At 73.6% G+C, this 15309-nt stretch carries 16 protein-coding genes; 6 read left to right on the top strand and 10 right to left on the bottom strand.

From position 1 onward, the window contains the following. The first annotated feature begins 1 nt into the window (after nt 1). Nucleotides 2-1009 (top strand): adenylate/guanylate cyclase domain-containing protein, encoded by a 1008-nt coding sequence (locus JOD66_RS14470; RefSeq protein WP_204837547.1) that lies wholly within the window; start codon nt 2-4, stop codon nt 1007-1009. A 17-nt stretch (nt 1010-1026) separates the two neighbouring features. Here JOD66_RS14470 and JOD66_RS14465 read toward each other — a convergent pair whose 3' ends face one another. Together JOD66_RS14465 and JOD66_RS14460 are read right to left on the bottom strand one after the other, a co-directional pair. After that, nucleotides 1027-1962 carry a DUF5926 family protein gene (locus JOD66_RS14465; protein ID WP_204837546.1) on the bottom strand — a complete coding sequence of 312 codons (936 nt, stop codon included), beginning with the start codon at nt 1960-1962 and terminating at the stop codon, nt 1027-1029. 10 nt (nt 1963-1972) lie between these two features. Continuing rightward, complete coding sequence (locus tag JOD66_RS14460) at nt 1973-2779, bottom strand: glycerophosphodiester phosphodiesterase (RefSeq protein ID WP_204837545.1); 807 nt, start codon at nt 2777-2779, stop codon at nt 1973-1975. A 108-nt stretch (nt 2780-2887) separates the two neighbouring features. Here JOD66_RS14460 and JOD66_RS14455 point away from each other — a divergent pair, with 108 nt between their 5' ends. Together JOD66_RS14455 and JOD66_RS14450 are read left to right on the top strand one after the other, a co-directional pair. Beyond that, a complete protein-coding gene (locus tag JOD66_RS14455; protein WP_204837544.1) occupies nt 2888-3115 on the top strand; it encodes a PspC domain-containing protein in 228 nt (75 codons plus the stop codon). A 12-nt stretch (nt 3116-3127) separates the two neighbouring features. Next, entirely contained in the window at nt 3128-3907 is a 780-nt protein-coding gene (locus tag JOD66_RS14450; protein WP_204837543.1) for a putative protein N(5)-glutamine methyltransferase, read from the top strand. A gap of 9 nt (nt 3908-3916) precedes the next feature. Here JOD66_RS14450 and JOD66_RS14445 read toward each other — a convergent pair whose 3' ends face one another. Beyond that, nucleotides 3917-5377, bottom strand: coding sequence for a DHA2 family efflux MFS transporter permease subunit (locus JOD66_RS14445; protein WP_204837542.1), 1461 nt, complete (start codon nt 5375-5377; stop codon nt 3917-3919). A 109-nt stretch (nt 5378-5486) separates the two neighbouring features. Next, nucleotides 5487-7118 (bottom strand): ABC-F family ATP-binding cassette domain-containing protein, encoded by a 1632-nt coding sequence (locus JOD66_RS14440; RefSeq protein ID WP_204837541.1) that lies wholly within the window; start codon nt 7116-7118, stop codon nt 5487-5489. A gap of 192 nt (nt 7119-7310) precedes the next feature. Between JOD66_RS14440 and JOD66_RS14435 the strand changes: the two genes are divergently transcribed. Next, nucleotides 7311-7643: a DUF2834 domain-containing protein gene (locus JOD66_RS14435; RefSeq protein WP_204837540.1), complete on the top strand. Its 333-nt coding sequence runs from the start codon at nt 7311-7313 to the stop codon at nt 7641-7643. A gap of 23 nt (nt 7644-7666) precedes the next feature. On the opposite strand, the gene JOD66_RS14430 is transcribed toward JOD66_RS14435, so the two are convergent. From JOD66_RS14430 to JOD66_RS14405, 6 genes are all read right to left on the bottom strand, one after another. Beyond that, complete coding sequence (locus JOD66_RS14430; protein WP_204837539.1) at nt 7667-8302, bottom strand: hypothetical protein; 636 nt, start codon at nt 8300-8302, stop codon at nt 7667-7669. Between the two features lie 35 nt (nt 8303-8337). After that, nucleotides 8338-8826: a bacterioferritin gene (gene bfr / locus JOD66_RS14425; RefSeq protein ID WP_204837538.1), complete on the bottom strand. Its 489-nt coding sequence runs from the start codon at nt 8824-8826 to the stop codon at nt 8338-8340. 78 nt (nt 8827-8904) lie between these two features. Beyond that, the gene (locus JOD66_RS14420) at nt 8905-9108 is read right to left on the bottom strand and encodes a (2Fe-2S)-binding protein (protein WP_204837537.1); all 204 of its coding nucleotides are present in this window, start codon (nt 9106-9108) and stop codon (nt 8905-8907) included. A 46-nt stretch (nt 9109-9154) separates the two neighbouring features. After that, nucleotides 9155-9958 (bottom strand): siderophore-interacting protein, encoded by an 804-nt coding sequence (locus JOD66_RS14415; protein ID WP_204837536.1) that lies wholly within the window; start codon nt 9956-9958, stop codon nt 9155-9157. Nucleotides 9959-9982: 24 nt separating this feature from the next. After that, on the bottom strand, nt 9983-11191 hold the full coding sequence (locus JOD66_RS14410; protein ID WP_204837535.1) for an ATP-binding protein: 1209 nt from the start codon (nt 11189-11191) through the stop codon (nt 9983-9985). A 98-nt stretch (nt 11192-11289) separates the two neighbouring features. Further along, nucleotides 11290-12495 (bottom strand): hypothetical protein, encoded by a 1206-nt coding sequence (locus JOD66_RS14405; RefSeq protein ID WP_204837534.1) that lies wholly within the window; start codon nt 12493-12495, stop codon nt 11290-11292. A 157-nt stretch (nt 12496-12652) separates the two neighbouring features. Between JOD66_RS14405 and JOD66_RS14400 the strand changes: the two genes are divergently transcribed. Together JOD66_RS14400 and JOD66_RS14395 are read left to right on the top strand one after the other, a co-directional pair. Next, nucleotides 12653-13531, top strand: a complete 879-nt coding sequence (locus JOD66_RS14400; RefSeq protein WP_204837533.1) for an Fpg/Nei family DNA glycosylase — start codon at nt 12653-12655, stop codon at nt 13529-13531. A gap of 26 nt (nt 13532-13557) precedes the next feature. Beyond that, nucleotides 13558-15309 (top strand): DUF1800 domain-containing protein, encoded by a 1752-nt coding sequence (locus tag JOD66_RS14395; protein WP_204837532.1) that lies wholly within the window; start codon nt 13558-13560, stop codon nt 15307-15309.

Here is a 15309-nt window from a genome sequence, read left to right as displayed (position 1 = left end):
GATGAGCACGCCCGACGACCCCGCCCCGTCCGGCGGGGTGGTCGGGGCGCTCGAGGAGCATCTCCTCGGTGAGGCGCCCTGGCTCACCCAGGAGCAGGTCGCCGCGCAGGCCGGCGTACCCCTCGAGACGGCCAACGAGCTGTGGCACCTGCTGGGCTTCGCCCACGTGCCCGACGACGAGGCGGCGTTCACCAGCGCCGACGTCCGAGCGCTCCAGCTGACCAGCGACCTGATCCGGCTCGGAATCCTGAGCCAGGAGCGGCAGGACGGACTGGTCCGCACCTGGGGCCGCAGCTTCGCCCGGCTCGCCGACTGGCAGGTCGCGCTGCTCGCCTCCGTCGCCGCCGAGGCCGGCGCCGACCCGACCGCCGGGCTGCTCGCCGTCTCCGACGAGGTGATGCCCCGGGTCGAGGAGCTGCAGAGCTATGTGTGGCGCCGCCACCTGCTCAGCGCCAGCGCCCGGCTGCTCGCCGAGCGCAGCTCCGGACCGACCACGATGCTGGCCGTCTGCTTCGTCGACATCGTCGGCTACACCTCCCGCTCCCGCACGCTCACCGACCGCGAGCTGGTGACCTGGCTGGAGTCCTTCGAGTCCACCGTGCTCGGGCTGACCGTCGACCGCGGCGGCCGGATCATCAAGAACATCGGCGACGAGCTCCTGATCGTCGCCGAGTCCCCCGAGGCGATGGCCGACCTCGCCCTCGAGCTGACCCGCCGCGGCGCCGACCCCGACGACCCGTTCCCCGCGGTCCGGGCCGGCATCGCGTACGGCGAGGTGGTGACCCGCCTCGGCGACGTGTTCGGTCCCGTCGTCAACATCGCCGCCCGGCTCACCTCGGTCGCCCGCCAGAGCTCGGTGCTGGTCGACCTCGGCGCGTACGAGGCGCTCACCGGGCAGGTCGACGACGACGCCGACGACCACACCGGTCGCTACCGCTTCCGCCGGCTCCGGCGGGTGTCGGTCAAGGGCTACTCACGACTCAAGGTCTGGGCGCTGCAGCCCGCCTGAGCTCGTCGTACCGACCCTCAGCGGATGGTGACCTGGCGGTTGGCGAGGCCGTTGCGCGCCGAGCGCTGCTCGGTGGTGAGGTCGGTGTCGTCGGCGAGTGCCGCGTCGAGCTTGGCCTTGAACGCGGAGGCCGGCTCCTCGAGCGCCGCAGCGCCCGTACCGACCGGCAGGTCCCACACCGGCGCGAGCAGGCCGTGGGCGCGGAACATGCCGACGAAGCGGGCGTCCGGGACGATCACGTCGTCGCCGGAGACATGCAGCCGGGCGAGCGCGTCGAGCAGCGCGTCCTCGGGCTCGGGCATCACCCAGCGCAGGTGCTCCTTGGCGCCCATCCGGGTCCAGTACGCCGCTGCCACGCCGGTCAGCCGAGCGGTCGGGGAGGCCGCGCCCTCGGCCTGCTCCAGCGCCTGCGCCAGCTCGGAGCTGGCGTCCATGTCGGAGACCCAGTAGTCGAAGCCCTCGTGCACCTCGACCGCGAGCTCGTCGCCCGCGACCAGGTCCTGCAGCCGCGGACCGGGCCCGGGAGGCGCGGTGAGGCCGACCATGCCGGCGCCGGGCTCGGCGGCGAGCGCCTCGAGCAGCACCGCGCCGAGGTCGCGGGCCGGGTCGCCGAAGTTGTGCTGCACCTGGAGGCCCAGCCACACCTCGCCGCTGTCGCGGACGAGCGCGGGCGCCGCCATCGGCAGCAGGGTGCACAGCTTGACCACGCGGTCGGCGTACTCGCCGGTGAGGGTCAGCGGGGCGGTGGCCGCCGGCACCAGCTCGCGCAGCGCCACGACGTCGCACTCCGACGGCAGGCCCTCGAAGGGCCGCTTGACGAAGACCTGGCCGCCGCCGGGCGCGCCGTGGCACGCCTTGTAGCGCTTGCCGGACCCGCAGGGGCAGGGCTGCCGGGGGCCGACCTCGCCCGCGGGGGTCTCGGCAGCGGTCTTGGTGCGGTTCTTCTTCGCCATGCGCGGAAACCTACTCGGCCGGGCCGAAGCGCTCCTCCAGCAGGTCGAGCATGAACCGTGGCCGGTCGCTGATCACGGCCTTCACCCCGAGGTCTAGGCAGCGCGCGAGGTCCTTCTCCTTGTTGACCGTCCACACGTGGATGTCGCGCTCCGAGCGCGCGATCGACTCCCCCACCCGCGGATGGTCGCGCAGCATCTTGATGCCGGGACCGACGATCCACTCGCGGCCGATCACCCGGCGCAGCATCGGCCAGTAGTTGGGCTTGTCGAGCAGCTGCACCAGCTGGACCTCCGGCGCCAGCCGCTCGACGCGCTGCAGCGCCGTGAAGGAGAAGCTCATCACCCGGACCGGCGCGCCCGCGCGGTGCCAGCCGAAGTCGCGGAGCATGTCGACCAGGCGCTTCTCGACCAGGCCGCCGTAGCGGGTCGGGTGCTTGGTCTCGATCGCCACCTCGACCCGGCGGTCGTAGTCGGCCACCGTCTCCAGCAGCTTGCGGAGGGTGAGCACGCCGCGCAGGTTCTCGTCCTCGTCGGGCGCCTCGTCGTCGAGGTCGGCCCACGGGTTCTTCCACGCCGCGAAGTCGAGCTCGGACAGGTCCGCGAGCTCCATGGTGGACACGATGCCCTTGTTGGCGGCGGTACGCCGCAGGTCCCGGTCGTGCACGCACACCAGGTGTCCGTCGGCGGTGAGTCGGACGTCGCACTCCAGTCCGCCGGCGCCGTCGTCGAGGGCCGCGAGATAGGCGCCCAGGGTGTGCTCGGCGAGCTCGTGACTGGCGCCGCGATGGGCGACCACCTGGGGACGAACGGTGGGCACGGGATGATTGTGGCAGGTCGGCGGGCTCCGGGTTCTCAGGGTCGGATCCGGGTCGGACCGGGGTCGTTCCCCGATGTGTCGCGGCGCCCGGCACGGCACCGTTGAGGCATGACCAACTACGACAACTACTCCAGCCCCCAGCACCCCGCCGCGCCCCGCCGGCTCACCCGCCGCGAGCACGACAAGATGATCGGCGGCGTCTGCGCCGGCGTCGCCGCCCACCTCAACGTCGACGTCACCGTGGTCCGGCTGCTGACGGTCGCCCTCACCGTCTTCACCGGCGGCGCCGGCCTGCTCGTCTACCTCGCCGGCTGGTGGCTGATGCCCCGCGGCTGACACCCTGACCGGGTGTCCTCCCCCGACCTCGTCGCCCGGCTGCGCGCCGCCGGCTGCGTGTTCGCCGAGGAGGAGGCCGAGATCCTCACCTCCTCGGCCACCTCTCCCGCGCAGCTCGAGGACCTGCTCGCCCGCCGCGTCGCCGGCGAGCCCCTCGAGTACGTCGTCGGCTGGGTCGCCTTCGACGGCGGTCGGGTCGCGGTGGATCCGGGGGTGTTCGTCCCGCGCCAGCGCACGACGTACCTCGTCGAGCTGGCCGCTCCCCTGGTCGCCGCCGGGGACACCGTGCTCGACCTGTGCTGCGGGAGCGGGGCGCTCGGCCTCGCCCTGGCCCGGCGGGTGCCCGGGCTGAGCGTGCACGCCTCCGACATCGACCCCGTGGCCGTCGCCTGCGCGGCCCGCAATCTCGCCCCGGTCGGCGGGAGCGCCGTCGTCGGCGACCTCGCCGCCGCGCTGCCACCCGCGCTGCGCGGCACCGCCGCCGTGATCCTCGCCAACGTTCCCTACGTGCCGAGCTCCGCGGTCGCGCTGATGCCCCCGGAGTCTCGCGAGCACGAGCCGCGCGGCACCGTCGACGGCGGCCCCGACGGGCTCGACCTGCTCCGTCGGGTCGCCGCCGTCGCCGCCGGCTGGCTGCGGCCCGGTGGGGTGCTGCTCTCCGAGGTGTCGCGAGAGCAGGCACCGGCCGCCGTGCACGCGCTCGCGAATGCGGGTCTGACCGCAACCACGCACCACGACGAGGAGCGGGAGACCACCGCCGTCAGCGGCGCGCGACCGCCGACGAGGGACTGATCGGCCCGGTCAGTGCAGGACGACCGGGCTGCGCGGGCCCCCTTCCTCGTCGTCGAGCAGGTGGGACTCCTCGCGCCGCCGCGGGAGGAAGGCCACCGGGATCAGGGTGAGGACGAGCGCGATCGCCGCGACGAGGTACGGCGCCCGGAACGCCTCGGACGGGTCGGCGACCGACTTCTGCTGGTTGGTCAGCACCACCGACATCACCGCGACGCCGACCGAGCTGGCGACCTGCTGGAGCACGTTGATCAGCGTCGAGCCGCGGGCGACCTGGTGCTCGCGCAGGGTCCTCAGGGCCGAGGTGAAGACCGGCATCATGGTGCCGCCCATGCCGAGGCCCATGATGAACAGGAAGAGGATGATCTGGGCGTAGGAGGTGTCGGGATCGGTGCTGAAGGCCAGCCCGCCGACGCCGACGATGATGCCGATGAAGCCGAACGGCACGATCCGGCCGACCGGGATCTTGTCGGCCAGCGCTCCGGCGAGTGGCATGGTCAGCATCGCGCCCAGGCCCTGGGGTGCCACCAGGAGTCCGGCCTTGAGCACGCTCTCGCCGCGGATCTCCTGGAAGTAGGTCGGGACCAGCAGCAGCGCGCCGAAGAAGGAGCCCGCGAACAGGAACATCACGATGGTCGCGACCGTGAGGTTGCGGTCCTTGAACAGGCGCAGGTCGAGCAGCGGGTGCTCGGGTCGGAACGCCCAGGCCACGAACGCCACCATCAGCGCCAGGCCGGCCAGCCCGGGGGCGAGGACCTTGGTGGCGGCGACGGTGCCCTCGCCGGGGATCGAGGAGACGCCGTAGAGGAAGAGCGCGAGACCGGGCGACATCAGGGCCATGCCGACCACGTCGAAGGACTCGCTGGGCTCGGGGTTGTCGGACGGCAGGGCGGCCAGGGCGTAGACGATCGCGGCGATGCCGAGGGGCAGGTTGATCAGGAAGATCCAGTGCCACGAGGCGGTGTCGATCAGCCAACCGCCGACGATCGGGCCGAGGATCGGGCCGAGCAGCATCGGGATGCCGAGGATGGCCATCAGCCGGCCGATCCGGTGGGGTCCGGCCGCCTTGGTCATGATGGTCATGCCGAGCGGCATGAGCATGCCGCCGCCGAGCCCCTGCAGCACCCGGAACAGGATCAGCGTCTCGATGCTCCACGCCGTCGCGCAGAGCACCGAGCCCAGGGTGAACAGCACCAGCGCCACCATGTAGAGCCGCTTGGTGCCGAACCGGTCGGCCGCCCATCCGGTGGCGGGGATGACCGCGGCGAGCGCCAGGGTGTAGCCGGTGATCGTCCACGCGACGGTGGAGTAGGAACTCACCTCGAAGCTCGTCATGAACGTCGGCAGCGCGACGTTGACGACGGTCGTGTCGAGGATCGCCATGATGGAGCCGAGCACGACGACGCCGGCGACCTTCAAGATCTCGGGCGTGATCTTGTCGTCGTCGTCGATCGGGGTGGGGGCGCTGGTCATCGGGTTCCTTGTCTGGGGGATCGGCGAGGTCTGCGAACGAAGGTACGCCGGGGGTCCGACAGTTCGGCGAGCGGCGTCGGCCGACGCGGTGAGGTGAGCCGGGGAGAGGTCAGGGAGCGGTCAGGGAGAGCTCCTCACCCGTCCACCGGCGACGCAGCCACCGGTCGTGCGAGGCGACGACGATCGTGCCGGGGCCGACCCCGATCGCCTCCTCCAGCTCGGTGACGAGTGCGAGCGAGAGGTGGTTGGTCGGCTCGTCGAGGAGCAGCAGATCCGGCTCGGTGGCGACCGCGACGGCGAGCGCCAGCCGGCGCCGCTGGCCGACCGAGAGCAGCACCACCGGCTTGGCGTGCTCGCGCGGGTGGAGCAGGCCGAGGCTACGCAGTGGTCGTCGTTCGGCCAGGTCGGGGCCGACGGCGTGCTCGTAGGTCGCCCGCGCGGTGGCCGTGAGGTCCGGGAACAGCGGGTCCTGGGTGAGCTCGGCGACCCGCTGGGCCGTTACCTGGACGGTTCCCGCGCTCGGGGCGACCCGGCCGGAGAGCACGCCGAGCAGGGTCGACTTGCCGGTGCCGTTGGCACCGGTGACCAGCAGGTGCTCGCCGCTGTCGAGGTCCAGGTGGGGCAGCCGCAGCCGGCCCGCCACGACGAGGTCGCGGACCGTGACCGCGCGGCCGCCGCCGGCGGACGCGGTCAGCCCGGTCGCGAGCCGCAGCGGCGCGGGCGGCTTGGGCACCTGGCCGCGCTCCGCCTCCTCCAGCCGTCGCTCGGCGTCCCGCTTGCGCCGGGCCAGCGCCCGGTCGACGTTCGCGCCCTTGAAGGCGTGGATGAACTTGTCGTTGTCGCGCGGACCCCGCCCCGGCGCGACCGCGCTCTTGTCGATCCGCGCCGCCTCGCGCAGCCGGTCGAGCTCGTCCTGCTGGGCGGCGTAGGTCTCCTCCCAGCGGCGGCGGGCGGCGGCCCGGGCCTCGGCGTACGCCGTCCACCCGCCGCCGTACCGCCGCCCGCCGCGGCCGTCGGTGCCCATCCCGACCGGGTCGAGGTCGACCAGGTCGGTGCAGACCTCGTCGAGCAGCACGCGATCGTGGCTGGTCAGCACGACCACGCCCGGAAGGTCGCGCAGGAAGGCCACCAGCAGCGCGACCGCATCGTCGTCGAGGTGGTTGGTCGGCTCGTCGAGCAGCAGGCACTGGGGGCGCCGGGTCATCAGCGTCGCCAGCGCCAGCCGGGTGCGCTGACCGCCGGACAGGCTGCCGACCCGCCGGTCCTGGGCGAGATGGTCGAGGCCGAGCTGCTCGGCCGCGAGCAGCGCCCGGCGGTCGGCGTCCCACGCGTCGTGGGCGAGCGCCAGGTCGAGCGCGGCGGCGTACTCCTCGGCGATCACCGGGTCGTCGAGCCGGTCGGCCAGCCGCTCGACCGCGGCCACCGCCTCCCGCAGCGGCCGCAGCGCCGTCGCGAGCACGTCGGCGACGGTGTCGTCGTCGCGGAACGGCGGCTCCTGCGTGAGGAACGCCAGGTCCGCGGGACGCTCGATGGTGCCGCTCACCTGCGCGGTGTCGGGCAGGTAGCCGGTCACGGCGCGCAGCAGCGTGGACTTCCCCGCGCCGTTCTCCCCGATCAGGCCGATCCGGCGACCCGGCTGGGCCAGCAGGTCGATCCCGTCGAGGACGGTACGACGACCGAAGGCGACGGTGAGGTCGCGCACGACGAGGGGACCGAGGGAGGCGGTGGTGGGCGCTGGCATGGCTGATCCGATCGGTGACGGGGTCGGACTCGCCGGGCGCAGAGGGCCGCGGGCGCGAGTCGAGGTCAGGCGAGGATCAGCATGATGAGTACAGGCTAGGCGCCGGGTGGGCGCGGGCGCGACTGATTATCGGGCCGAAGATGCCACTCGGGTCGGATGACCGGGGCCGGCCGCGTCCTCGATAGTCGGGGCATGCGCGTCCAGACCCTCGCGAACCTCATGCTCGGCCTGGTGGTCCTCGGCATCGTGGTCCCCTTCAGCGCCGTGGCGCTCTTCCTGCTCGACCACGGCCCGGACCTGCCGGAGCTCTTGGACCAGGCGGTCGCGAACCGGATCTCCGTGTTCGCGTGGCTCGATGTCATCGTCTCGGCACTCGTCGTCGCCGTGGCCGCGCTCTCGCGGCGTTTCGTCAGCACGACGGAGGGCGTGTGGTCAGTGGTGTTCACCTGCGCGCTGGGGGTCTCGGCCGGACTGCCGCTGTTCTTCTACTTCGTGCTGCGGCGGGAGGCGTCGACCGCCCCGTGACCAGGGACCGCCGCGAGCGGGGCTCAGATCCCGTCGAGGATCCGGGCCCGGGTGGCGTCGTACTCCTCCCGGCTGACCAGGTCGCGCCGGAGCAGGTCGTCGAGCTCGGCGAGTCGCTCCGCGGGCGTCTTCTCGGCGGGCGGGGCGACCGGAGACATCGGCGCGACCGGGCCCGCGGCGTCCCAGTCGAGCTCCCACTCCCGCGACTCCGGGTCGACGAGGACGGGCAGGTCGCCGGCGTAGAGCAGGGGCATCCGGAAGTCCGGGACGACGGTGCGGCTCTCGACCTCGTACGGCGCGAGGTCGGCGCCGTGGATGCGCAGCCGCAGCTTGAGCAGCGGCTGGTCGTTGATCCGGACGTTGGTCGGGTCGAAGGAGAGCACCTGGGCACGCGCGGGTCGGCCCTGGGTGCGCAGCCGGTAGAGCTTCTGGGCAGAGCGGTAGCGGCCGCGACCGATGAGGACGCCGATGACCAGGTCCAGCACCGTGACCAGGATGCCGATCGGCAGCAGCCAGCCGGCTTCGGGGCCGTCGGTCACCAGGCCCATGACCAGGAAGATCGGCCCGACGATCCCGCAGAACAGGAGGAACAGGACGGGCGGCAGCGCGTTGCGGAGCAGGGACGGCGGGCGCGGCTCGTCGCGGGGGGCGGCGGTCATGGCGTCAGCGTAGGACCGCGGGGGCCCGTCGGGGGCTACTCGGGACCTTCGCCGGCGCCGATGTGCTGGGCGAGGTACTGCTGGGCGCCGATCCGGCTGATCGCGTCGAGCTGGCTCTCGAACCAGTCGGCGTGCTTCTCCTCGTCACGCACCATCTCCTCGAACACCGCGGCCGTGCCGTGGTCGCCGAGGTCGTGGCACTCCTGGGCGCCGGCGTTGAACTGCGCGACCGCCGCGCGCTCGCTGGCCAGCGCGAGCTCGAGCATCTCCTCCGCGGTCTCGCCGACCTGGATCGCGTTGAGCCGCTGGACGTTGGGGTGCCCGTCGAACATGAGGATCCGGTTGATGAGGTCGTCGGCGTCGCGCATCTCGTCGATCGAGAGGTCGTAGAACACCTTCCCGAGCTTCGGCAGGCCCCAGTTGTCGAGCATCCGGGCGTGCAGGAAGTAGGTGTTGGTGACGGTGAGCTCGAAGGTGAGCGCCTCGTTGAGGAGCTCGACGACGCGGGGAGCGACTGGCTGCATGGACCTACCTCCGGCGATGGGGACCTGCCGCCGATGCTGGCACAGCACCCCCGGGGTGAGGCCAGGCTCAGAACGCGCTCAGCTCGCGGCGCCGTCGGCCCGCAGGTGCGCGCACTGCTCCTCGTGGTGCTGGCGAACCAGCGCCTTCACCGAGAAGATGCACGAGCCGCAGTCCTGGGCGGCGCCGGTCGAGCGACACACCGCGCCGACGGTCCGGGCACCCTCGGCCAGGGCGGCGTCGACGTCACGGTCCGTGACGACGCGGCACTGGCAGACGATCATGGACGATAGGTTAGCCGTACCTAAGTCAGAACGGCGAAGCGCCGTCTCAGTCCACGGGCTCGGCCGCCACCTCGCGCACCCAGGCGGCCTTGACCGCGCGCCACGCCTCGTCGTCGAGCCCCCGTCGCCAGTACGGCGAGCAGGACAGCCGCTCGGGCTCGACGATGCCCGCGCGCAGCAGCACCCGGCGCACCGCGCGGGTCTCCGCGGCCTCGCCGTGCACGAACGCACTCACCACGCCGGCGGGCCGCGGCAGCGCGGCCACGGCCTCGGCGAGCAGGTCGTCGAGGCCGTCGTGGCGGCCGGCGCGGTGCACCCAGTGCACCTCGAGGTCACCCGGAGAGCTCAACGCGACCTCGCCGGCGGCGTCCTCGACCTCGATGACCGCGACCACCGGGCGGCCGGAGGGCACCGCCTCGGCGCACGCCGCGATGGCGGGCAGGGCGCTCTCGTCGCCGACGAGGAGGTAGCTGTCGGCGTCGGCGGGCGGCCGGTAGCCGCCGGCCGGACCACGAAACTGCAGCCGGTCGCCGGGCTGGGCGTGCGCCGCCCAGCGGCCGGCGTAGCCGAGGTCGCCGTGGGTGGCGATGTCGAGGGTGAGCTCGCGGCGCTCCTCGTCCCAGGCGCGGACCGTGATCCGGCGCGGGTAGGGCCGCTGCTCGCGCGGCAGCTCGCGGACCGCCTCGTCGTCGAAGGGCACGGCGTACGGCGCCGCATCGGGGAGGAAGAAGCAGTTGACGTACTGGTCGGCGTCGGCGCCGAGCTCGAACGTCTCCAGTCCCGGCCCGCCGAGCACGACCCGGACCAGCTGGGGGGTCAGCGGACTCGCGGACACGACCTCTCCGTACATGGGGCCAACCTATCGGCGCCCCGGTCACGCCTGGGCGCGGAGGTACCTCCCGAAGTGCGGCACCGTGAACGCGATCCGCCCCCGCTCGCCGGAGTAGATCAACCCCTTCTTGAGCAGCGAGTCGCGCGCGGGCGAGAGGGACTGCGGCTTCTTGCCGAGCACGGTGGCGACGTCGGCGGTGGCGACCGAGCCGACCGGGTCCTCGACGCCGTCCTCGGCCGCGGCGACCGCGGCGTCGGCCATGGCACGCAGGTAGTCGCGCTCGGCAGGAGTGGCCCGCTCGTAGCGGGAGCCGAAGAAGCCGACGGCGAGCTCGGTCTCGGCCTCGGGTCCGGCGACGGCGACGTCCTCGGCGGTGATGGGCGTGCGCGGGGCGAGGTCCCAGACGGAGCGGCCGTAGGCCTGGATGAAGTACGGGTAGCCGCGGGTGGCGTCGTACATCGCGGCGAGGGCCTCGGGCGTGAAGGCGGCCTCCTCCTCGGCGGCGGGCGCGACCAGGGCCCGGTCGGCGGCGTCGCGGGAGAGCCGGTCGATGCGCTGGTAGGAGAACAGCCGCTCGGAGTAGGACTTGCTGGCCGACAGTACGGCGGGCAGGTGGGGCAGGCCCGCGCCGACGACGATGACCGGCAGGCCGTTCTGGCTCAGCTCGTGGCAGGCCGCGCACAGCGCGGACACGTCGTCGGCGCCGAGGTCCTGCATCTCGTCGATGAAGACCGCGACGCCCTTGCCGACGTCGGCCGCGAGCCCTCCGACGTCGGTGAGCAGCTCGACCAGGTCGATCTCGACATCGCCCGAGTCGGCCCGGCCGCGGACGACGGGCGCGTCGATCCCCGGCGACCACCGGTCGCGCAGCTTGGCGTCGGCGCCGGCTTCGCGCTGCGCGAAGGACCGGATCACGCCCAGCACGTGATCCGCCTCGGCGGGCTCCGGGTGGCCCAGCTCGCGGACCGCCTGGTGCAGCGCCGACGAGAGCGGCCGGCGCAGCGACTGGTCGGGCCGCGCCTCGAGCTTGCCGGTCCCCCAGCCCTTGCGGACCGCGGCCGAGCGCAGCGCGTTGAGCAGCACCGTCTTCCCCACCCCGCGCAGCCCGGTCAGCACCAGCGAGCGCTCCGGTCGCCCGCGCGCGACCCGCTCCAGCACGACGTCGAAGGCCGCCAGCTGCTCGTCACGGCCGGCGAGCTCGGGCGGACGCTGCCCGGCGCCGGGGGCGTACGGGTTGCGGATCGGGTCCATGATCCGACGCTATCGGGATGTCTAGCGGTTTCTCTAGATCGACCTAGCGTGTCGGATCGGCCACGCGCCGTCAGCGTGCTGCTGCTCCCCGCCCGCCTTCAGGCGCCGGACGCCGGCAGCGCGGCCGACGCCGGGGCCACCGCGGGCACGACCGCGCCGTCGGCCACGCCGCCGACCTCTCCCCCGACCACGCCGCCGGTGACGACGACCGACTCGATCACCGGCTGCGTCTCCGTCTCCGCGAGCACCCCGGCCGGCACCCCGGCCGGCACCTCGGCGCACGGCGGGCCGGCGGGCTGAGCGGCGACGACGACGAAGTCCTCCACCCAGGCCGGCTGGACGACGACCTCGCGAGCCGCCTCGACGACCCGCTCGACCGCGGAGCCGGGCAGCTCGGCCCAGCCCTCGCCCGCGGGCGGCAGGGCCGAGGTGACGTCGGTGGTCTCCACCCGGGCCGGGCCGGGGCGGGTCTCGCCGGTCGCGTCGAAGCCCGGGTCGGGCGCGGTGCCGTCGGGCAGCCAGACCCGCTCCTCCTCCGCCGCGGAGATCTCCGCGGTGGCGCCCTCGACCCAGCCGGCGCCGGCGGGCGGCTCGCCGACCGGCAGGTCCTGCTCCTCAGCACCCGAGGAGACGGTGCGGGCGACGCCGGTCGGGGTCGCGCCGGCGGGGGGCGGCGTACCGTCGGCGACCCAGGCGGTCTCGACGTGCGACTGCTCCGGCTCGGCCGGGACGGCGGGATGGTCCACGACCCAGACCTGCTCGGTGACGGCGGGCGAGACCTCCACCTCACGGGTGCGGCCGGTCCACGACCAGCCCGCGCCGTTGTCGCCGGCGTTCCAGCCGGCCCACCGCCAGCGGAGATTCCCGGTGGTCTGCTGGACGTACTCCCACTCCTCGGCGGTCACCGCCGGCGTCACCACCCGGGTCTCGGCGTGCCCCTGCTCGGGTACGCCGGGCACGGCCGCCCGGTCGACGACGGTCCGGGCGTACTCGTGCTCGACCTGCTCGACGGTCCTGGTCCAGTGCACCAGGACGACGGCCGCGGCGGTCTCGCGGGCGTACTCCCGCTCCGTGGTCGCGACGGTCCGCTGCCACCGCCACTCGACGCGGGTGGTCGCCGCGACCTGGCGGGTCACCGCGGGATGCTCGACGCTCCCCCACTGCGCCGGGACGGCCGGCTGCCCGCAGCCCGGCACGGTGTCGGGGCCGGCCGGGGTCGCGGCCGCGACCGGGAGGAGGCCGGATCCGGAGCCGAGGACCGCCACGAGGGCGAGCGAACCAAGGGTGAGGTGCCTGCTGTGCATGGGAGGTCCCTTCGGGAACGGGGATGGAGGGGCTCCCGAGCGGCGCCGATGACCTGACAACACGGGGCGCCCCGGCGAGGTGATGCGCCCGGGCCGGAATCGGGACGAAGTCCCGGATCCCGGGCATAGCGTCGGGAGCAAGTCCTAGGCTGGACCCGTGCCCGAGCTGCCCGAGGTGGAAGCCCTGGCCCTCGACCTGCGGGGCCGGCTGGACGGGCGCGCCATCACCCGCGTGCACATCGCGGCCTTCAGCGCGCTCAAGACCTACGACCCGCCGCTGTCGGCGATCGAGGGCACCCTCGTCGACGACGTACGACGGCACGGCAAGTTCCTCGACATCGAGGCCAGCGGCCTGCACCTCGTGCTCCACCTCGCCCGCGCGGGCTGGGTGCGCTGGAAGGACGAGGTGCCGGCGCTGCCGCCGCGCCCGAGCACCAAGTCCACGCTGGCGGTACGCGTCGTCCTCGACGAGCGCGACGGCCTCACGCCGGGCCTCGACATCACCGAGGCCGGCACCAAGAAGTCGCTGGCCCTCTACCTGGTGCGCGACCCGCTCGACGTCCCCGGCATCGCCAGCCTCGGCCCCGACCCCCTCACCGACGACTTCACGCCCGAGCGGCTGGCCGCGATCCTCGCCGACGCCGGGCGCAAGCAGCTCAAGGGCGTGCTGCGCCACCAGGGCACCATCGCCGGCATCGGCAACGCCTACTCCGACGAGATCCTGCACGCCGCGCGGATGTCGCCCTTCAAACCGGCCGACAGCCTCACCGACGACGACCTCGCGGTCCTGTACGCCGCCGTCCGCGACACCCTCGGCGCCGCCGTCGAGCGCTCCCGCGGGCTCGCCGCGAGCGAGCTGAAGGCCGAGAAGAAGTCGAATCTCGCGGTGCACGGCCAGACCGGCAAGCCGTGTCCGGTGTGCGGGGGCATCGTGCGGGAGGTGTCCTTCGCCGACTCCAGCCTGCAGTACTGCCCCACCTGCCAGACCGGCGGCAAGCCCCTCGCCGACCGCCGGATGAGCAAGCTGCTCAAGTAGCGCCGCGACCGGCCGATCCCACCCTCATGGGTACCCACCCTGCTCGTGCGGCGCGCCGCGCGATCCTGTCCGGCGCCGCCGCCGGCCTGGGCGCGGTGCTGGCCCGGCCTGCCGCGGCGAGCGCGGCTCCGGACGTCCGCGGCTACCCCGCCACGGCGGTCCCCGACGCCGAGACCTGGCACGGCATCCGCCGGTTCACCGCCGGCTACACCCCGGCCCTGCGCGACCAGATCGCCGACGCCGGCGGCTTCGACGCCTGGTTCGAGCGGCAGCTGGACGGCACGTACGACGACGCGTGGTACCACGACACCTCCCGGTGGTGGCTCTCGATCAACGCCGACGACGCGACGGTGTGGCAGCGCGACCGCAGCGAGGTCGAGTCGCTGTGGTGGGCCGACGCCAACTACCAGTCGTGGGCGATGGTCCGGCGCTTCGGCTCGCAGCGGCAGGTCCTGGAGACCATGGCCGAGCTGTGGGAGCACCACCTGCACGTCCCCGCGCAGGGCGCGGTCGGCCCGTTCCGCACGGCTTACGGCAAGGTGATCCGCGCGCACGCGCTCGGCACCTTCTCCGACCTGCTCGAGGCGGCGATCACCCATCCCGCGATGAGCGTCTATCTCGGCAACGCGAACTCCCACAAGTCCGCCCCCAACGAGAACCTCGGCCGCGAGCTGCTGGAGCTGCACACCGTCGGCGTCGGGCAGTACGACGAGGACGACGTGAAGGCCTCGGCCCGGCTGCTGACCGGGTTCAAGGTCGGCATCTGGACCACCTGGGCCACCTCCTACGACCCGGCCGCCCACTGGACCGGACCGGTCGAGGTGATCGGCTTCAGCCACCCCAACAGCGCCCCGGACGGGCGTCCCGCGCTGTCGGCGTACCTGCGCTACCTGGCGCGGCACCCGGCCACCGCGCGCCGGATCGCCCGCCGGCTCGCGGTCCGCTTCGTCTCCGACGCCCCCTCCGCCGCGCTGGTCGACGACCTGGCCGCGGTCTACCTCGCCGAGGACACCGCCATCGTCCCGGTGCTGCGGGCGCTGATCCGGTCGGCGGAGTACCGGGCCGCCACCGACACCAAGGTGCGCACCCCGTCCGAGGACGTGGTCGCGACCTACCGTGCGCTCGGCGTACGGCTCACGGCGGGACCGAGCGCCGTGGCCGACGAGTCGGCCGCCAACACCATGCTGTGGCAGGCCCAGCGGATCGGCGCGAAGCCGTTCAACTGGCCGCGCCCCGACGGCCGGCCGGACAGCGCGCAGGCCTGGTCGTCGACGTCGCGCTTCCTCGCCTCGCTCGACATCCACTACACGATGAGCGGCGGCTGGTGGCCGGTCCAGGGCGCGCAGTACCGCGACCCGCTCTCCTGGCTGCCCCCGGCCGCACCGGCGGCGCCCGCCGACGAGGACCCGCTCGTCGTCGGCCGTCCGAAGAAGGGCAAGAAGAAGAAAAAGAAGAAGAAGAAAAAGAAGAAGCGCACCCCGCCGGCGGCTCCCCCGCCGACTCCCACGCCGCCGCCGGACCCGGTCGTGCCCGACCCTCCCGACCCGGCCGACCCGCCCGCCACGCCGGTCAGCAGCATCCGCTTCGACGAGCTGGTCGACCACCTGTGCCGCACCCTGCTCGGCCTCCCGGTCGAGGCGACCATGCTGCAGGCGGCGTGCGAGGCGGCCGGCTGCGCGCCGGCCGACGTGCTCACCGCCCGGCACCGGATCCTGGCCTGGGAGTTCCCGCGCCTGATCACCGTCCTGCTCGACTCACCCCTCCACCTGACCCGGTGA

Source organism: Nocardioides nitrophenolicus, from assembly GCF_016907515.1.
In the GTDB taxonomy this organism is placed as follows: Bacteria; Actinomycetota; Actinomycetes; order Propionibacteriales; family Nocardioidaceae; genus Nocardioides; species Nocardioides nitrophenolicus.
This window is presented reverse-complemented; position numbering and strand designations above follow the sequence as displayed.